This window comes from Paraglaciecola sp. QJM3NY_14, assembly GCF_056173245.1.
In genome coordinates, this window is the sequence record NZ_CM149664.1 from 357,453 (window position 1) to 377,185 (window position 19,733).

Genomic DNA, 19,733 nt, shown 5'->3' on the forward strand with positions numbered 1-19,733 from the left:
TGTCACTTATATCATCACTGAATGCGCCTAAGGCGCATTTCTTTGTGCAGGTGTGGTGTTAAGTGTCTTAAGCATTTCATGTGGGTTGACTGCTTCACCGTGTGTTTTAGTCGCCTGTGCCCACCAAGCTAATTGCGTAAATGTACGGCTGAAATAATCAAACCATGACCTTTGATCTTCACCTGTCTGTGGTGCGCCATCTTCAGTAAACACCTCTTGGGCTTTAGGAACGTGGATCATCGCTGAAACGGGCAGGCAGCCTAACTCGGATAAAAACGTACGCATGCCCACGGCTGCGCGCATGCCGCCCCATTGCCCAGCAGAGTAGGTGACGATGGCGCTAGGCTTATAAGAAAACAACGAACTGCCAAAGTGATTAAGCAAGTTGGCCAAAGCTGGACTCATAGAATGGTTGTACTCAGGGCCTATACCAATTCCACTAAATAATTACCCCCTCAGAATTCATCCAGCCGGTTTTGAACAAGGCGTCGGTGTACAGTAATGGTTGTTCCCTTTCAAATACCGAGAACGTAGTACAAAACCCGCTGGGGAATTCCCTTTGGGCGAATTTTAAAGGGACTTACTCTGCGTTGCTCGAACTCGAAAGAGAACCACTATTACTTCATTCAAGCGCCTTAATTAAGTCCCTTTAAATTTTCGCTGAGTGGCTAATTATTTAATGGAGTTGGTATTACATAATAAAGCCATCTGCGGCGGCTATCTTTGCTGCTAGCGTATTCAGCTCTGGGGGCGCTTTACTTTTAGCGTAAGCAAAATGGGGTTTGAAGACCGGCTCAAGTGGGTAATCCAGCGCATCAATCAATTCAAACTCATGCTCATGAAAACGCGCATCTAAACACGCCATGCAGGCTTTAGCGACACGAAGACCCAAGCGGGCAGGGCGCGGAGGCGTGCTATCGCGAACGGTGCCCAAAAAAACTAAAAATTTCATTACGTGATCTCCATTGCTAATCTAATTGCGATGAATGCTACAGCGGGTTCGCCTGTAATGCTTGCCAAAATAAATACTTGCAAAAATAAATGCTTATAAAGATAAGTGTTTGCATGGTTAAGCGAGCGAAGCGCTGGCTTATTTTAACAATTAATCGCCAGTGTGCTATTCAAGGCTTTAATAGTTATTGATTCATCGTTGTGCGTGGTGATCTAGATCAAAGTTGATTGTAATAGGGTGATATAAATTGTGGAGTACGCCCAATGACTATCGACTTTATTGATGTGCAACCACCAGAACCGGGTGAGTGGCGGCAGGTATCACCGGGTATTTTGTGGTTACGCATGCCGTTGCCCTTTGAGCTGGATCATATCAACTTATACTTGATAGAAGACAATGATCCGGTAACGGGGGATAAAGGCTACGCGCTCATCGATACTGGCTTTGGGGTTAGCAAAACACAAGAGTTATGGGATAGCTTACTGAGTAAATTGGATGTGCCTTTGACTAAGGTCATTGTGACCCACATGCACCCAGATCACATCGGCATGGCGGGTTATTTGGTTGATAAATATCGCGCGCCATTGTACATGAGCCACTCAGAATATTTTGTTGGCCGAGCTATGAGTGCCGGCAGTCGAGGAGCATCAGACTGGCAAGACGATGAGTACTTAGTACGCTGTGGCATGTCGCCTGAATACGTGGCAACCGCCAGTGAAAACCGTAAAACGAACAAAGGAGTCGGGCAGGTTATTCGCCCCATTCCATTGCATCATGAGCGTTTACAAGAGGGCGACGAGCTGACCATTGGCCAGCATCAATGGCAAATATTGATTGGCCGCGGACATTCGCCAGAGCATGTCTGCTTATTTAGCCCCACAACGAATGTATTGATATCAGGGGATCACGTACTACCGATTATCACCCCAAATATAGGGGTGTACAGCACTGAACCAAATGCTAACGCATTAAAGATGTACTTAGACACGCTACCGCAGTTTAAAACGTTACCCAGTGATGCACTGGTGCTGCCATCACATAAGCAACCTTTCGTTGGATTGCATAAGCGGGTTGATGAGCTGGCTGAGCATCACTATGAGCATCTCGCCAACTTAAAAGCGTTTTGCGCACAAGGTAAAACCATCAAAGAATGCTTATCTGTGTTATTTAAGCGGGAATTGAATGAACACAATATGTTCTTCGCTATTGCCGAAGCGCTGGCGCACCTCAACTATTTGTATTTTGAGGGGGAAGTCACCCGAGATGTCAACGAACACGGCCACTATGTTTTTGCGCTGGTTGGTGATTAGCTAAGGACGTTGAAACCAAAAAGGGCAAATATGATTTGCCCTTTTTCTTGCTCATTTTTTGTTTATCGCTGCGCTATCAATAACGCAGCTTCTCACCCTGGACAGGGCGGGAAGCTGTGGGATTAGAAGCTGTAGGTTACGCTGACTGTACCGTTAATAGGGGCGGCATAGAAAAACGAGCTGTGCAGACTGCTAAGGTATTTTTCGTCAGTGATATTATTCAAATTCGCTCTAACGCTGAGGTCATTGGTAATGTCGTAACTGGCATAGGCGTTTAGCAAAAAGTAGCTGTCTTGGGTGACGTTGTAATCAGTGTTTTTGGTTTCTGATTGCCAGCGACCACTAACACCGACTGTTAGGCTTGGCACTACGGGCACAGTGTAATTCAATGAGAAATTAACGTAGTCACGAGGTGCCCAAGTATTGGCATCAGCACCTTGGTCGTCTTCAATTTCAATGGCGGTATAGCCCAAAATCACACTGAGATCATCTGTGAGCTGACCTGTCATTTCAATCTCAAAGCCTTTTGAGTCAACATCAATGCCGTTGTAGTAATATTGCCCGTTATCAGGATTGATACCTGCATATGAGGCTAGGTTTTCTTGCTCTGCGGTAAAATAAGCAAACGTAGTTAGTAGGCTCTCATCTAGCCACTGAACTTTAATACCAGCTTCGGTATTCTTGCCTTTAGTTGGGTCAAGGTATTGCCCCGATAAATCATACTGTTCTTGGGGCTGGTAGATATCTGAGTAACTAGCGTAGGCATTGATGTCTTCTGTTATGGCATAGGTAAAGCCGACATATGGACTTAGCTCACTTTCGCTATTATCGATAGTGGTACCACTGTTATCGCCACTTCGCTCAAAATCAATGGCATTTACACCGGCAATCATAAACAGGCTATCACTTAATGTAATTTTGGTTGAGCCGAATACGCGGGTTAGGTTTTGCTTAATTTCTGAATACAGTGTGCGCTCTTGCCAATCAGGCTCGGCGATAGCGTCAAGGGCATAAGGAAATGCTGGTAATGCACCCCATGCGGCTTCGGTAAAATCGGCTGCGTAGTTAAACATAGTGTCCGTACTTTGGGCATAGCTAACACCAAATGTCGCTTCATGTTCAAAGCCAAATGCACTAAAAAAACCTGATGTTTTTACTTCAAGTAAATCGGAATCGATATCTGAGTCGTAACGACCGGGATAACCTAAAAGTCCTAAGTTCGTCTCTTTGTCGATGGTGCCATAGGCATAAAACAGCTTATCTTGTTCTTCGAAATAGCGTTTGTGATAGTTCACATCAAGGCGCCAATTGTCACTGAGTTGACTGGTGAACTCTACAAAGGCGTTAGTATTTTGGGTGTCCCACATGGTCCAGTCTTGTGTGGTGGAATCGCTGTCGTCCCACTCGGCTTGGGTACCGTCTGTATAATTGAATACCAGGCCGCCCCACAAATTGCCATCAGTATTGGCGTCTTGATGAGATATCCCGACAGTAAGAGTAGAGTGATCCGTTAGCTGACCATCAACCACGCCGTAGAAATAACCTAAGTTATCTGATAATCCATCTAAATGGGAGTTGGTGTCCTCGCCAGCCACCACAAACCGGGCAGCCCAGCGCCCATCTTCTGTGAGCAGGGTGTTATAGTCGGCTTGAATACGTTTGAAATCATAGGAGCCAGCAATAACACTGACTTCGCCGCCTGTTTCATTCGTGGGGCGTTTGCGTACATAGTTGATTGTGCCCGATGCGTTACCTACACCCGTCAGCAAACCATTGGCACCACGAATAACTTCAATACTTTCGTACCCATAGGCGTCAATGGCCCCTGTCACTATGCCCCAATCATTCGGTAAACCCACACCGTCAATTTGGGTGTTTTTGATTTCAAAGCCACGAGAGGAGTAATTAGTACGGTTGGTTTCCCAGGCCTCTACTGTCACGCCTGTGGCTAACCGTAGAGCATCGTTAATGTTAAAGGCGGCGAAATTGTCCATCAAGTCTGACGTGATAACGCTAATCGATTGAGGTGTTTCGCTTATATTCATTGTTAGACCGGTCGCACCCCCGCTAATCCTATCTTGACGTACACCGGAAATAAGTAAGTGTTCAACCTCTGCATCTGCTTGCTTGATTTCAATGGCATCTGTCGCTTCTTGCGCCTGAGCTTGCATGGCGAGGGTGAATAAAGACAAGCTAAATAGGTTGTACAGCTTCATTAGTTTTCCTTGTTTATATGTATGTTTTAACGGTGAGTGGATGAAGAACGCGGGGATCATACACAAATTCTATTCTATATGATAACTATTTGCATTCGCATGTTTAGTCTGCTGTTTTTATTAGTGCGTGTGAAATCGTGAAGCATGCTTTTAATAACGCAGAGATATTGGGTAGTAGAGATGCTTGCAAGTAAATAAAAAATCAGTGAAAGATATCGGTAAAGCACTGAGACAAAGAAGAACGCGGTTGTCCACTCAGCGAAGGAAGCCTGGCTGATAACCAAGTTCCCAAGTTTGTGATTGAGGGCAAGTCTATTAAGTATGTATAAGAGCGGCTGCTAATAGGCCGTCACGTTTTGCTACGCATTGTGGGTGTGCGTGATAAAGAAAGAGCACCAGTAAGAGCTAAATTACTGTCACGTCGAATTCGCTTTACAGCATTAATGGTAATCATTATCATTATCTTTTTATTGGGTATTTGCAAAGCACCTTGCTACCCGCGCTTAAAAAGCCTTTCAAAGGAAAAAGTGCGGTAATGAATGTGCCTGCATCAGTTTCATTAGTGATTTAGCCTTCTCTACGTAAGCTGTAGCGCACTTGTGCATTACGAGGCGACGTTAAAGAGGCAATCTATCGCTCACGATTTACACATAATAAAAACCACGGGAATACCAATGATACTGTTACTCGCCATAGCGCTGGGCTTATTAGGCTGCTATGTACTTTATATGAGCTGGAAGCAACACTCTACTCGCTACGCACTTGCTGGATGGGGTTGCTTATTAGCCACTTTGCCATTATTGATCGTGGCGCTTGGCACAGAATACGGCGTCGTGTTTGCACTCGGGTTACCCGCGCTTTACGTGTGGCTAGGCATACTACGTGAGCAAAAAACACAAATGCCTAGCAAGCACATTGTAAAAGCTGACAAATCGATACAATTCAATGCAAATAAGCTCGCGAAAAATAGCGGATATATTCTCTATCATCTTGTTTTACTGATGGTGGTTAGCAGCCTGTTAGTGATTGCCTCACTAGATATACTGCCTTTAGAGCGGCCAACTCAGCTCGTAACAGGGGTTATCATTTCGCCATTGGTTTGGTCGGGCTTGTCATTCTGGCATTTGTCCTGCGAGAAAAAACGCAACCCTCTGATATTTAGTGTATTTGTATCGCTTGCCTCCAGCCTTTATTTATTTGTTTAAGCCATGAAAAATTCAAAAGTAGATCCTCAAAAAAAACTAGTAAACACCCCGTCTCTCAGTAAACGGTCGCTCTCTGCCCATGCCTGGTTGGGACTATTTGTTAGCGCGTTTATGTACATAATTTGTTTATCCGGCACTTTGGCGGTGTTCCATCAAGAGCTTGAGCGCTGGGAGCAACCGCAAATCCCTGAAACAGGCAAGGTTGATATTGCCGTCATCGAAAAAGCGTATGACAACTTTGTTGAAACCTACCCCGAAGAAACTGAGCACATGTATGTGGTCTTTCCAGGTTCGGGTATCCCAAGGGTGGTGGTCGAGAATGACCATATCGCGCATTTCGTCAATCCTGATGGCTCATTAGGTGAAGTAGAGCAGTCTCACTGGACTAAAATGCTGGTGGACTTGCACTTGTATCTGCATCTACCCAAAAGCTTCGGCATGATCCTCGTTAGTGCGTTTGGTGCACTGTTGTGTGCGCTAATTTTGTCTGGCTTTCTTGCCCATCCTCGTATCATCAAAGACGCCTTTCGCTTTCGCCGCGGCGGCACTGGGCTGCAAGAAAACATTGATTTGCATAATCGCTTCAGTGTGTGGGCAGCGCCTTTTCACATAATGATTGGCGTAACAGGTGCCTATTTCGGCTTGGCCACTGTGTTGATTGGGCTGGTGTCGCAAGCATTTTATGCAGGGGATAATCAGGCGGTTTTGGATGAGTTATTCACCCCTGAGCCAGCTTTAGAGCAACCCTTACAAAGACCACAGATAGGCCGCGCCATGGAGTATATTGAGCAGCATAATCCTGAAGGTACGCCGTTATTTCTCACTATTCATGAGCCAAATACGCCGGGACAATTTATCGAAGCGTACGTGAAACAACCTGGGCGGTTGATTTACTCTGAGAATTATCGTTTTGATATTCAGGGTAATTTCTTAGAAACCGCCGGATACCGTGATGGTGGTCTTGCCAAACAAATTATCTTTTCAATGTATCGCCTGCATTTTGGTGAATTTGCTGGCATCGCAAGCAAGTTATTGTATTTTGTACTCGGTATGATGTTAACCGTGGTATCGGCCACAGGTATCAATATTTGGCTGAGAAAACGCAAAACTACCGATGTGATTAACCTGTGGTGGCCAACACTGGTGTGGGGCACACCGCTGATACTTAGCGTGAGCGCGCTGCTCAATTTGTTTGTGCACGTGCGAATCGACCTCTTCATTTGGCTCGGCTTGGTCGCTGCCCTCGTAGTAGCGACGCGCCAGCAAAACGTGCAGCTATGGGGCGCTAGGCTCAAACATGCACTGGCGTTCTCACTGCTCATATTCATCGCAGCTTACACAGCCAAGGCTGGCGCTGCAGCCTTTACCATTGCAGCCTTGCAAATCAATGTTCCGCTTGCCCTGTACGCTGCGTATTTGTTGGCGAGAGGGCACCGGCAGATAACTCTGACAGGAAATGAAGATCGTCAGGTGAGTCAGCCTGAATCGACGTAGGCTTGTGCTAGAGCGAAGGGGCAACCAAGTTCGCCTGACAGCAGCGATGGTATAAAAAAGCTCAATAAGAGCGGTATTGTTGACGCCAGGCGGAAGCATTCTTGCGATATTTTCGTTTAAACAAGCGGTTGAAGTGTCCTGCATCTTGATAGCCGACGGCCCATGAAATCTCTTCGATACTTTTATCGCTATGTTTAAGGTGCTCTTTGCCTTGCTCAATACGTAATTGTTGAATATAACCCAGCGGCGTTTCACCTGTGGCTTCTTTGAACCGCCGTTTAAACGTTCTGGGGCTCATATTCACTTTACTTGCTAATTGCTCAATCAAAATTGAGCTCATGAAGTGCATTTCTAGCCATTGCTGAATCGACAGTATTTCATCGTCTTGGTGATAAGTTTGATGGCTGATTGAGGTGAATTCGCCAGCATAACCGGTTCGAAAGTCTACAAGAAACGCGTGCTCTACAGCCTCACCAACCAACGACGATGAGAGTTTAGAAATCAAGTAAACCAGTATTTCGAGTCCTGCATTCATGCCTGCTGAACAGTAGAGCTCTCCCGTGGCTGTGATAAAGCGTTCGGCTCTGACATCGACTTTGGGATATCGCTTAGCGAAGTCTGCTTGCTTATGCCAGTGGGTGGTGCTTATTCGATCGTTCAATAACCCTGCTTCTGCTAAAAAGTAAGCGCCGGTGGCTGCCGCCATTATAGGTTTGCCTTGCTCGTGCCAAGTGCGAAGCCTAGGGTAAAGCGCTGCTTGTTTGCTCAGTAGCGTGTCGACCTCTCCCCATATACTGTGCAGAATAATCAAATCTGTGTCTTGAACTTCATCTAATGCACAGTCAGGTGTAATGGCCAATCCACTGAATGTAGACGTGGGCTTACCATCTACGGTTACCAAAGATATCTCAATCGCCTGACCGATTAAGCGCTGCTGCAAGGTAGATGCAAACGCTAACACATCATGAGTCAGGCCTAAGCTAAGTCCCATTGCATTTTCGCTGGCAAACAATGTCACGTGCTTGAGCATGTTTTCTCCTGTTTATTTGGCATTATTTACAAAATTGGCCCGAATGACCAGTTAAATGACCTGAGTCACGCTGTTAACAGAATTTTTACATCTTTAAGATAGGGACAATGATGTTGAATCTGGAGAGAACAATGCAGCTTAGCGAAGAGCACGATGCCCTTAGAAAAACAGTCAAAAACTTTGTCGACAATGAAATGGATCCCTTCATTGAAGAATGGGAAAGCGCCGGTATCGCACCTTTGCACACCCTGTTTAAGAAGATGGGAGACTTAGGGCTACTGGGCATTCATAAACCCGAGGCGTACGGTGGCTCTGGGCTAGATTACAGCTATAACTTAGTGTTTGCTGAAGAATTAGGTCGCGCCTATGGTGGCTCGCTTCCCATGGCTATTGGTGTGCAAACCGATATGGCCACCCCAGCTTTAGCGCGTTTTGGTAGCGACGAACTCAAGCGTGAATTTTTAGCCCCAGCTGTTGCCGGTGACATGGTGGCGTGTATTGGCGTCAGTGAGCCTGGTGCAGGCTCTGATGTGGCAGGTTTGAAAACCACAGCAAAAAGTGACGGCGATGATTACGTCATCAACGGCAGCAAAATGTGGATAACCAATGCCACACAAGCTGATTGGATTTGCCTGTTGGCCAATACCAGTGACGGTAATGTGCATGCCAATAAATCCCTTATTGTTGTGCCGCTGAATACGCCCGGCATTGAAATCTCTAAGCCCTTAAATAAGTTAGGCATGCGTGCCAGCGACACGGGGCAAATATTTTTCAACAATGTAAGGGTGCCCAAACGTAATCGTATCGGTGAAGAAAACAAGGGCTTCACCATGCAAATGATGCAATTCCAAGAAGAGCGAATGTACGCCGCCGCAAGCGCGCACAAAGGAATGGAGCGCATGCTCCAAGACACCATTGGGTGGTGCAAAGAGCGCCACACTTTCGGTCAGCCCGTGCTGAACAACCAAGTCGTGCATTTTAAGTTAGCTGAATTGCAAACCGAAGTTGAAGCCCTTCGCGCATTAACATGGCGTGCCTGCCAGCAGCATATCGATGGTGAAGATGCCACCTACCTTGCATCGATGGCCAAACTCAAAAGCGGCCGTTTATGGCGTGAAGTCACCGACTCCTGCCTGCAGTACTGGGGCGGTATGGGCTTTATGTGGGACAACCCTGTTGCCAGAGCCTATCGCGACACGCGCATTTTATCTATCGCCGGGGGCAGCGATGAAATGATGCTGGGCATTATCGCCAAGCACATGGACATATTCCCTAAGCGCCGATAATCGCCCTATGACAAGTGTTGGCATGCGCTAGCGGCTCTGATGATGAGCTAGCGCGTCCGCGCTATCGTCCCTCGATGCATACAGGATTAACAAAGGATAAGTAACATGGCGATACCCGCCTTATTTAACAATAAACTGAGCTTACCCGTGATTTGCGCGCCGATGTTCTTGGTGTCTAGCCCGGAGCTCGTTATCAGCGCCTGCAAAAATGGCATAGTGGGGTCGTTCCCCACTTTTAATACACGCACCCAAGATTTGCTTGATACCTGGCTCACGCAGATCAGCAGTGAACTTGCCGAATATGCCGCGGCAAACCCCCAAAAGCCTGTTGCACCTTTTGCGGTTAATTTAGTCGTGCACCCCTCAAATACGCGGTTAGAAAGTGATCGCGCGGTGGTTAAGAAGCACCAAGTGCCTTTTGTGATCACCAGTCAAGGTAACCCCGCAGACGTCGTTGCAGAGGTTCACCAATGGGGCGGCTTGGTTTTCCACGATGTTATTCGCGCTGACCATGCCAAAAAAGCCATTCAGGCCGGTGTTGACGGCATCATCATAGTCACCGCTGGTGCGGGTGGCCATGCCGGTGAAATAAACCCGTTTGCCTTGGTGCGAGAGATCCGTGAATTTTGGAGTGGGCCACTAGCGCTTGCCGGGGCGATCAATGACGGTATGGGTGTGCGCGCTGCCGAGATTCTCGGGGCTGATTTTAGCTATATGGGCACCCGCTTTATCGCCACTGAAGAGGCAGAAGTAGACCCAGATTATAAGTCCATGCTGGTGGACTCACAGATAAGCGATCTTATCTACACCGATACCTTCACCGGGGTGAAATGTAACTTTTTAAAACCCTCTATCGCTCGCGCAGGGGTCGATTTAGCCAACTTTACCGCCAAAACTCATGTGGACTTAGATCTAGGCGAAAGCAACGCGTGGAAAGATTTTTGGAGCGCAGGGCACGGTGTAGCAGGTATCAAGCACGTGTTACCTATGGCTGAGTTAGTTGAGCAGATCAAAGAAGAGTATCGCGGCGCAGTAGCGCACCCAGCGTTCTTAAATAATCAAGACTAAATAGGCGTCTCGCAATGCCCACCACGTCACGTTCTCACTTATTGAATAAGGATTGGTCACATGGCCCTATTTCACACCCAGCTTGATGAGCACGGTGAGTCTTTTAAGCAAAACACCCTCGTCATGCACGAAGCGGTCTTAGAGATTAGAGCGATTGAAAAGCGTGTTATTCAATTGGCCGACGAAAAAGCCCCTCGCTACATTAAGCGCGGGCTTATCCCCCCCAGAGAGCGGTTGTCAAGGCTACTTGACCCCGGCGCGCCCTTTTTAGAATTATCGAGCTTATGTGGTTACATGCAAGAAGGGGATACCGACGGTTCTGCTGCCGGTGGCGGCGTCATCGCTGGCATTGGCTATGTATCTGGCGCCCGCTGTATTGTCATGATTGATGACTACTTAACCAAAGGTGGCAGCATTACTCAGCTTGGCAGCCACAAGCGCCTGCGCATGTACCAAATGGCGTTGCAAAACAAATTGCCTGTGATTGCCTTAGCCCAAAGTGGTGGTGGCGACTTAACCTCATTGGGAGATTGGTTTGGGTTCTCAGGCGCGGCTTTTGCCATGCAGGCTAAGCTGTCAGCGGCGGGTATCCCGCAAATTACGTTAGTGCACGGTAGCGCAACAGCTGGCGGCGCCTACCAACCAGGGCTGTCGGATTATGTGGTGATGATCAAAGGCCAGTCCACTGTGTACCTGGCGGGTCCGCCATTGCTAAAAGCGGCGACGGGTGAAATTGCCACGGACGAAGAAATAGGCGGCTCACAAATGCACAGCGAAATTTCCGGTGTTGCCGACTATCAAGCTGAAAATGACGCAGATGGTATTCGCATTGTGCGTGAGATCACCGCCAGTTTGAACTGGAATGACAATGTCCATCCTCAGGCAGTAAATCAGTACCAAGAGCCTTTGCACGACAAAGAGCAGCTGTTGGGCATAGTCCCAAAAGAAGCGAAGACGCCTTACGACGTGCGAGAAGTGATTGCACGCATTGCCGATGGCTCTGATTTTCTCGATTTTAAAGCCGAGTATGACATGGGAACCGTGTGCGGGCATATGAGATTGCACGGCATGGTATGCGGCGTGATTGGTAATAATGCGCCTATCACTGCTCACGGCGCAGCCAAAGCAGCGCAATTTATACAATTATGTGAACAGTCGGGCACGCCGATTCTTTTCCTGCATAACACCACGGGGTTTTTGGTGGGGACTGAATCTGAGCGTGCCGGCATCATTAAGCATGGCGCCAAGCTTATTCAAGCGGTCACTAATAGCAGTGTGCCTAAAATCAGCCTTGTGCTGGGCGGCTCATACGGCGCCGGCAATTACGCTATGGCAGGCCGTGGTATCGAGCCTAACTTTATGTTTGCCTGGCCCCGCTCTGTGGTGGCCGTTATGGGGCCAGCCCAAGCAGGTAGTGTTCTTAGAACGGTAGCCAGCGCCAAAATGGCTCGCGCTAATGCTATCGACACAGACAAACTGGACGCGCTTGAAAAGCGCACGGTAGAAGTGATGCAAGCCAAATCCGGCGCATTGGCTAATTCAGCTCGCTTGTGGGATGACGGCATTATCGACCCAAGAGACACCCGAGAAATATTGGCTTTCGTGCTAGATATTTGCCGTGAAGGCCAAGCGCGAAAGGTCAATACCAGCCAGTTTGGTGTGCCTCGTTTCTAGCGACAAAAATACCTGATGGGGCGCCGCCTTAATCTGGGCTAGTCACGAATAACGCAATAGAGATAACCAAATAGAGATAAAGAGATGTCGAATGTAAGCCAAAAGCAGTATCGAGAAATTTTAGTCAGCCTTGCTCAAGGGGTGTTAACCATTACCTTTAATCGGCCACACAAGAAAAACGCGATGAATTTAGCCTTAGTCAATGACGTTATGGCGGTATTTAGCGATATAGCCGATGACAGCTCGGTGCGTGCAGTGGTTATTCGCGGTAGCGAAGGCAATTTCTGTGCGGGCGGTGATATTTCAGATATGCACAGCGACGCGGCCAGTGAACAAGATAAGCAACAGACTATTTGGCATTTTAACCGCAGCTTCGGGCGCATGGTCGCCCAAGTAAATCAGGCGCCCCAAGTGGTTATTACCCAGCTTGAAGGCGCTGTGTTAGGCGGCGGATTTGGCTTGGCGTGCGTGTCTGATATTGCTATCGCCCATCAAAGTACTTTTTTTGCCATGCCTGAAACTGGGCTGGGTGTCGTACCCGCACAAATCGCCCCTTTTGTCGTCACGCGTATCGGCCTAACCCAAGCACGGCGTCTGGCGTTATTGGGCGAGCGAGTAGGGGCAGACCAGAGCCAAGCCTTGGGTATTGTGCATTTTGTTTGCGAGACGCAAGAGGCGCTGCAAGCCCAGCTCAATGAGGTGCTCAAACACGTCCGGCGCGGTGCGCCAAAGGCGAATGCCAATACCAAAGCACTCATGCTGAAGGTGGGAACGATCGAACTAGACACCCTATTGGATGAAGCCGCGGATGTATTTACCCAAGCCTTAGCGTCTGATGAAGGTAAAGAGGGCACCCAAGCCTTTATGCAAAAACGCAAACCAAGCTGGTGTGAGTAGATCTGTTGTAAATAAAGCAGGTGTAAATAGAGCTGGTGTGAATAGAGGCAGGCATACATGAGTACTGAGCAAATGATAAACATTCAAAATAGCGATACACAAGCTGGTGCAACCCAATCCGCTGGGCTTAAAAAGCAAAATCAGTTTCACAAAATACTGATCGCCAATCGCGGCGAAATTGCCTTGAGGGTTATTCGCACGGCTCGCCAAATGGGGTATCGCACAGTGGCTGTGTATAGCGAGGCGGACAAAGACGCTGCTCATGTACTCGCCGCCGATCAAGCGGTGTGTGTGGGCCCTGCCAGTGTGTCCGAGTCGTATCTGATGATCGACAACATTATTGCGGCAGCGCACAAAACCCAAGCCGATGCTATTCACCCTGGTTATGGTTTTTTATCTGAAAACCCAGCGTTTGCACGGGCCTGTGATGCCGCGGGGATTCAGTTTATCGGCCCTGATGCCTCGGCCATTGAATTGATGGGCAGCAAGCGGCTATCAAAGGTAGCCATGTTAGACGCCGGCGTGCCGTGTATCCCTGGTTATCAAGGTGCAGAACAAAGCGACCAAGTGCTGATTAAAAAGGCAGCTGATGTAGGCTTTCCTATCATGGTTAAAGCCTCTGCTGGTGGTGGCGGGCGCGGTATGCGTTTGGTCACTGAGCAAGGTGAGTTAGCGGCGCAGATAAAAACCGCACGCTCTGAAGCACTTAGTGCGTTCGGTAGCGGTGAATTAATTCTTGAACGCGCGGTTTTGGCCCCTCGGCATATCGAAATTCAAATATTTGCTGATAGTCACGGCAATACCGTTTATTTGGGTGAACGTGACTGCTCGATACAGCGTCGTCATCAAAAAGTGGTTGAAGAAGCGCCATCGCCCTTTGTTGATGAAGAATTACGGGAACGCATGGGGCAAGCGGCTGTGAGTGCAGCCAAAGCGTGCGGCTATCAAGGCGCAGGCACGGTAGAGTTCTTGGTTGATAGTGACAAAAACTTCTACTTTTTAGAAATGAATACTCGCTTACAAGTGGAGCATCCGGTGACTGAACTTATCACAGGGCTGGACTTAGTGGAGTGGCAACTGCGGGTAGCTGCGGGTGAAGCGCTGCCGTTAACGCAACAAGAGGTTAACCTTGACGGTCACGCCATTGAGGTGCGGTTGTACGCGGAAGACCCTCGGCAACGCTTTATGCCCCAAACGGGCAATATTCTTGTATGGCAATACCCTGAACGCGAAGGTATTCGTGTCGATCACGGCATCAATACCGGTGATACCGTCAGTGCTCATTACGATCCCATGTTGGCGAAAGTCATCGCCTATGGGCCAGACCGGGCAACCGCCGCACGGCGACTCGCCAGTGCCATTGAAGACATTCAGCTAGTGGGCGTGAACACCAACAAAGCTTTCTTGCTTAATGTACTGCGCCACCCCGCTTTTATAAACGCCGAGACGACAACAGCCTTTATTGAGCAACATTTTACCGAGCATGCCAGTACCCAAAATACGGCTCCCGCGATAGGCACGCTTGCCAGAGCCGCCATGATTTACTTTCAGCACCCTTTATCTGGTCAGCACGCTTCATTTGGCCAGCCTACTTGGAGCAGTGCAGCGCCACAGGTGTATCACTTCACCCTGAAAATCAATGAGCACGTCTATGCAGTGCAAATACACAAACAGGCGGACCGATACTTAGTCAAAAGTGAGACCCAAGAGACAGAACTTACCTTGGTAAGTCAGGGGGCGAATCAAGCGGTGGTGATTGAAGAGGACATCCGCCAAGGTTTTAGCTATGCGCAGCAAGACACAACACTCTTTTTAGATGATGGCAGTGGCCATTACCGAGTCGACGATATCACCCAGCTGCCAGCAAGTGTGAGTGAGCAAAACGCAAGTGGCGAAATCAACGCCGTCATGGACGGAGTGATAGTTGATGTATTGGTAAAAGAGGGGGATGCCGTTGAAGCCGGGCAACTTATGGTCGTCATGGAAGCCATGAAAATGGAGCATCAGTTAAAGGCGCTGAGCACGGGGCGCGTCACTGAGGTGCGCGCAACAACGGGCCAGCAGGTGAAATCTAAACAGCTATTGGTCAGTATCAGTAGCAACGACGATACGCACAGCGATGCGTAATCGAGGACGTTTATGAGCAACAAAACAGTAAGAATTGGCGGTGCATCGGCCTTTTATGGTGACAGTCAACTATCGGCACGCCAGCTGGTGGACGATGGCAATATTGACTACTTGGTGTTTGATTATTTAGCCGAAGTCACTATGGCTATCTTGTCTCAAGCTAAAGCCAAAAACAGCGATTACGGCTACGCCGTGGATTTCGTCACCGTGGCGATGAAAGACGTGCTGGCCGATTGCGCCCTGAAGGGCATAAAAGTGATAGCTAATGCCGGTGGTATGAATGTACCAAGCTGCATAAAGGCACTTGAGCAGTTATGCAGCGAGCTTGATATCAGCTTGAATATTGCAGGGGTATACGGTGATGACCTATCCGCCAATCGCCCCAATCTGAACAGCGACGACCTTGCAGAAATGCAAACTGGGCAGCCTTTACCCGAGCGCTTAGCCAGCATGAACGCCTATTTAGGTGCGCGCCCCATCGCCGACGCCTTAGCGGCAGGAGCAGATGTGGTGGTAACCGGGCGCGTAGTGGATAGCGCCTTGGTGATAGGGCCGCTTATGCACGAGTTTAATTGGCAAGAAAACGATTACGACAAACTGGCCCAAGGCGCATTGGCGGGGCATATTTTAGAGTGCGGTGCCCAGTGCACCGGCGGTAACTTCACTGACTGGCATTTGGTGCCTGACTTTTCCACCATGAGCTACCCTATTGCCCAAGTGAGCGCCAACGGCGCGTTCGAGGTAGGCATAGTGCCAAGCACAGGTGGCATGGTGACTGAAGCCACGATCGGTGAACAGGTTTTGTATGAAATAGGCGACCCAGCGAATTATTTATTGCCAGATGTCGCCTGTGACTTTAGCAATATCACCCTGACCCAAACAGGCAAAGATAGAGTCAGCGTTTCAGGAGCAAAGGGGCGAGCGCCGGGTAATCAGTATAAGGTGTGCGCTACCTACGTTGACGGCTACAAGTTGATAAGCTCTTTCTTTATGGGGGGCGAGCGAGCAGCAGACAAAGCCAGAGTCAATATAAACGCCCTTGTTAAGCGCACCGAGCGAGCCTTTGCTGCAAAAGGGTTAAGCGGTTATCGGCGCATCAGTATCGAAATTATGGGTGCAGAAGATACCTACGGCCCACACGCTAAAGCCCAAAATACTCGGGAGGTCATTGCCAAGTTTGGTTTGCATCACGATAACAAGATGGCATTGCACTTTGCCGCCAGTGAAATTGCCTATTTAGCCACCTCAGCAGCGCCGGGCATGAGTGGTTTTGGGGCAGGGCGGCCCAAACCGCAACCATTGATTCGCGTACATTCAACGCTGATTGATAAGTCAGACGTACCGGTTACGGTGCAATTAAACAAAACCGTGCTTTTCACCCAATGCTACCTGACCCCTGAGTCATCTACCCCTATCGAGGCTGCGCAATTTTCGCCAGATGCTATTAAAGCTGACGTTACAAGCTCTGATGCTGCAAGCAGTGAGGCGCTAACTAGCGTGCCGCTGGTCAAATTGGCCTATGCGCGTAGCGGCGATAAAGGCGATAACGTCAATATTGGGCTTATGGCGCGAGAGCCGAAATTCTTACCTGTGCTTTACCAGCAAGTGACTGAGCAGGCTGTCGCGACCTACTTTGCCCATCAAATTGAAGGGCACGTATCGCGCTATAACGTGCCAGGCATAAACGGGTTTAACTTCTTTATGACCCAAGCGCTGGGCGGTGGCGGCACCGCCTCACTCAGAACCGATACCCAAGGCAAGGCTGCCGCGCAAATGTTGTTATCGATGCCGGTTAGGGTGCCAAAATGCTGGGAAAACATGTGATGAGTTCGCGTGCTAAGAAGATAGCCAAATTGACGCGCTTGACTATGATCAGCTGCGAATTGAGGGGAAAGGTATGAGCTATCAATCTTGCTTAAGGGCAAACAGCTTTGCTGGGCAAACATATGTTGTTACGGGCGGCGGCAGTGGAATTGGTCGCTGCACCGCACATGAATTGGCGAGTTTAGGGGCGAGCGTTGTTTTGCTTGGGCGCAATCTAGAAAAATTGCAGAGCACCAGTAATGAGATCATCGATGATGGCGGAAGTGCAGACTACTTTGCTTTGGATATCCGCGATGAAGAGCAGGTCATCACCACTGTAAGCGCTATTTTAGAAGCCCATGAGCACGTGCATGGCTTGTTGAATATTGCCGGTGGGCAATTTCGCGCGCCACTAGAGGCCATCAGCCAAAAAGGCTTTGAAAGCGTGGTGCAAACCAACCTTGTGGGCGGCTTTTTAATGGCCAGAGAGCTGTTTAAACAGCACTTCAAAGCTCATGGCGGCAGCATAGTGAATATCACCGCGGATAATAAAAACGGCATGCCGGGTATGGGGCACTCTGGTGCTGCCCGCGCAGGTGTCGAGAACCTCACTAAAACGGCCGCGTGGGAATGGGGCCAATATGGCGTGCGAGTGAATACGGTGGCACCGGGTTGGGTGGCCTCTTCTGGCCTTGATACCTACCCCCAAGAGATGCAGGCCGCGATAAAAAACCTAAAACATGCAGTCCCCCTAGGGCGTATTGCTAGTGAAGCAGAAATCTCGTCGCTGATTTGTTTTTTAATGAGCCCAGGCGCCAATTTCATTAGTGGCCAATCTATATGGGTAGACGGCGCTGCCAGTATGGGCTCAGCCCCCGCACTTGCACCACTTTGCCAAACAGCACCCGTTAACAGCACAACATGGGACGGCTTTCATCGCTCAGCGCCGCCCAAGGTTTTGCGCTAACGCGCAGCACAATATCAACGAAGGATGTGAAGATGAATAACCACGCATTGAATAGAAACCTGATAGAGCGCGTTGCCTTAGGTGACCTGCTTCGTAAGCGCAGCAGAGACAGTGGCGAGCAGCCCGCCATTGTGGATTTTCCGAATGGGGAGCGCCGAGCAACCAGTTACGACCAGTTAAATAAACGGGTGAATCAGTTGGCCCACGGCTTAATCGAAAAGGGCGTTAAACAAGGGGAAAAACTAGCGTTATTCTCAACTAATCAGCGCGACATGCTCACCGTGTACTTTGCCTGCTACAAACTTGGTGTCATCGCTGTACCCATTAACTTTATGCAAGGCGTGGACGATGTGCGCTACAACCTTGAACACAGCGAAACCTCAGCGGTTATTTACGAAGCGATGTTTACCGAGCTAGTGCACGCCAGCACCCAAGGTAATCCACACATCAAGCTGACCGTGCAAATGGGCAATACCAAAGGCAAGTCTGATTACAGCTTAGAAGCGCTACTCGATAATCAAAGTGAGCAAGAGATTAATGACCGTATTATTGAGGACAGAGATACGGCCCACATGATCTACACCTCGGGCACCACGTCACGGCCTAAAGCGGTTGAGTCATCCCATCTGGCCCTGACCATAGCGGCGTTAACCGGTGTCATTGAGCTCGAGCTAAATCGCTATAACCGGATGTTGTTGGTGCTGCCGTTGTTTCATTGTGCGGCCTTGGCTGTGCTACACCCAGTCATGATGCGCGGGGGCTGTACTGTGCTGCACGCTGCATTTGACCCTAACGTCATCGTGGATAGCCTTGAGCAGGAAAAAATCGAAACCGCCGTGTTTATGCCCATGATGTGGCATGCACTGCTCGCCACGCCGAATGTTGAACAGCGCGACTTTCAACATTTCAAATTAGGGGTGTATTCCATGGCTGCTATGAATAGTAAAAGCCTAGAAAAAGTGCGCAAAGTCTTTGGTTGCCAGATGCACCTGGGCAGCGGCCAAACCGAGTTTGCCCCTGTTGCCTGTATGTATCGAGATAAAACCCCAACCGAATTTAGCGAAGGTAATTATTGGGGCGTGCCGGTGTGTACTGGTGAGCAAGCGATTATTGATACGCAAGGCAACGAGCTGCCAAACGGCGAAGCAGGGGAGATCGTATGGCGCGGGCCACAAGTTATGCGTGGCTATTATAAGAACGAGCAAGCCACGGCAGAGGCGGGCAAATTCGGCTGGCATCACACGGGGGATATCGGCTTAATCGATAACCAAGGCCAACTGCTGTTTATTGATCGCATCAAAGACACAATAAAATCCGGTGGCGAAAATGTCTCATCACAAAAGGTAGAGCAAGCCTTGGAATTACTAGAGGGTATCGAGCGCGCAGCCGCTTTCGGCGTGAGCCACCCCCATTGGGGCGAAGCCGTGTGTGCCTGCATTATCAGCACAACCTTCAATGAAGCTGACCTTGCTCTTATCGAAGCGCACTGCAAAGCCCAGCTAGGGCAATTCGAAGTCCCCAAAGCCATTTTTATCTGCGAAACCCTACCGGTTACAGGCACAGGGAAAGTCAGAAAGGTGGAGTTGCGAGAGCAGTATAAGGACTTCTTCAGTGAACTAAATGAATAGGCGGCTGCGTAACAAACATCGGGCTTTCTAAGGAAATAACTTTGTAATGAGTAGACCTTAGGAAGGCTTATCCGCT

14 protein-coding genes and 1 pseudogene are annotated in these 19,733 nt (G+C 49.0%); 11 read left to right on the top strand and 4 right to left on the bottom strand.

The window, feature by feature from the left end; translation table 11 throughout:
- Positions 1 to 27: 27 nt before the first annotated feature.
- Positions 28 to 435, bottom strand: a pseudogene (locus AC0VYA_RS01545) (NADPH-dependent FMN reductase); the annotation flags it as partial.
- Between the two features lie 256 nt (positions 436 to 691).
- A complete protein-coding gene (locus tag AC0VYA_RS01550; RefSeq protein ID WP_475489843.1) occupies positions 692 to 952 on the bottom strand; it encodes an NADPH-dependent FMN reductase in 261 nt (86 codons plus the stop codon).
- A gap of 263 nt (positions 953 to 1,215) precedes the next feature.
- Between AC0VYA_RS01550 and AC0VYA_RS01555 the strand changes: the two genes are divergently transcribed.
- Positions 1,216 to 2,262 (top strand): MBL fold metallo-hydrolase, encoded by a 1,047-nt coding sequence (locus AC0VYA_RS01555; RefSeq protein WP_475489844.1) that lies wholly within the window; start codon positions 1,216 to 1,218, stop codon positions 2,260 to 2,262.
- Between the two features lie 122 nt (positions 2,263 to 2,384).
- Here the strand turns inward: AC0VYA_RS01555 and AC0VYA_RS01560 are convergent, their stop codons facing one another.
- Complete coding sequence (locus tag AC0VYA_RS01560) at positions 2,385 to 4,478, bottom strand: TonB-dependent siderophore receptor (protein ID WP_473477631.1); 2,094 nt, start codon at positions 4,476 to 4,478, stop codon at positions 2,385 to 2,387.
- A 674-nt stretch (positions 4,479 to 5,152) separates the two neighbouring features.
- On the opposite strand from AC0VYA_RS01560, the gene AC0VYA_RS01565 reads away from it, so the two are divergent.
- Complete coding sequence (locus AC0VYA_RS01565; RefSeq protein ID WP_475489845.1) at positions 5,153 to 5,683, top strand: hypothetical protein; 531 nt, start codon at positions 5,153 to 5,155, stop codon at positions 5,681 to 5,683.
- Between the two features lie 111 nt (positions 5,684 to 5,794).
- Positions 5,795 to 7,177, top strand: a complete 1,383-nt coding sequence (locus AC0VYA_RS01570; protein ID WP_475489846.1) for a PepSY-associated TM helix domain-containing protein — start codon at positions 5,795 to 5,797, stop codon at positions 7,175 to 7,177.
- 61 nt (positions 7,178 to 7,238) lie between these two features.
- Here the strand turns inward: AC0VYA_RS01570 and AC0VYA_RS01575 are convergent, their stop codons facing one another.
- Positions 7,239 to 8,207, bottom strand: coding sequence for a GlxA family transcriptional regulator (locus AC0VYA_RS01575; RefSeq protein WP_475489847.1), 969 nt, complete (start codon positions 8,205 to 8,207; stop codon positions 7,239 to 7,241).
- A gap of 131 nt (positions 8,208 to 8,338) precedes the next feature.
- On the opposite strand from AC0VYA_RS01575, the gene AC0VYA_RS01580 reads away from it, so the two are divergent.
- The 8 genes from AC0VYA_RS01580 (at position 8,339) to AC0VYA_RS01615 (ending at position 19,657) form a co-directional block, all read left to right on the top strand.
- Positions 8,339 to 9,493, top strand: a complete 1,155-nt coding sequence (locus AC0VYA_RS01580; protein WP_475489848.1) for an acyl-CoA dehydrogenase family protein — start codon at positions 8,339 to 8,341, stop codon at positions 9,491 to 9,493.
- 105 nt (positions 9,494 to 9,598) lie between these two features.
- Positions 9,599 to 10,561 carry an NAD(P)H-dependent flavin oxidoreductase gene (locus tag AC0VYA_RS01585; RefSeq protein ID WP_475489849.1) on the top strand — a complete coding sequence of 321 codons (963 nt, stop codon included), beginning with the start codon at positions 9,599 to 9,601 and terminating at the stop codon, positions 10,559 to 10,561.
- Positions 10,562 to 10,621: 60 nt separating this feature from the next.
- A complete protein-coding gene (locus tag AC0VYA_RS01590; protein WP_475489850.1) occupies positions 10,622 to 12,235 on the top strand; it encodes an acyl-CoA carboxylase subunit beta in 1,614 nt (537 codons plus the stop codon).
- An 84-nt stretch (positions 12,236 to 12,319) separates the two neighbouring features.
- The gene (locus tag AC0VYA_RS01595; protein WP_475489851.1) at positions 12,320 to 13,132 is read left to right on the top strand and encodes an enoyl-CoA hydratase/isomerase family protein; all 813 of its coding nucleotides are present in this window, start codon (positions 12,320 to 12,322) and stop codon (positions 13,130 to 13,132) included.
- A 57-nt stretch (positions 13,133 to 13,189) separates the two neighbouring features.
- The gene (locus AC0VYA_RS01600; protein ID WP_475489852.1) at positions 13,190 to 15,259 is read left to right on the top strand and encodes an acetyl/propionyl/methylcrotonyl-CoA carboxylase subunit alpha; all 2,070 of its coding nucleotides are present in this window, start codon (positions 13,190 to 13,192) and stop codon (positions 15,257 to 15,259) included.
- Between the two features lie 12 nt (positions 15,260 to 15,271).
- The gene (locus tag AC0VYA_RS01605; RefSeq protein WP_475489853.1) at positions 15,272 to 17,083 is read left to right on the top strand and encodes an acyclic terpene utilization AtuA family protein; all 1,812 of its coding nucleotides are present in this window, start codon (positions 15,272 to 15,274) and stop codon (positions 17,081 to 17,083) included.
- A 73-nt stretch (positions 17,084 to 17,156) separates the two neighbouring features.
- The gene (locus AC0VYA_RS01610) at positions 17,157 to 18,029 is read left to right on the top strand and encodes an SDR family oxidoreductase (protein WP_475489854.1); all 873 of its coding nucleotides are present in this window, start codon (positions 17,157 to 17,159) and stop codon (positions 18,027 to 18,029) included.
- A gap of 32 nt (positions 18,030 to 18,061) precedes the next feature.
- Positions 18,062 to 19,657 carry a class I adenylate-forming enzyme family protein gene (locus tag AC0VYA_RS01615; RefSeq protein ID WP_475489855.1) on the top strand — a complete coding sequence of 532 codons (1,596 nt, stop codon included), beginning with the start codon at positions 18,062 to 18,064 and terminating at the stop codon, positions 19,655 to 19,657.
- Positions 19,658 to 19,733 lie beyond the last annotated feature (76 nt).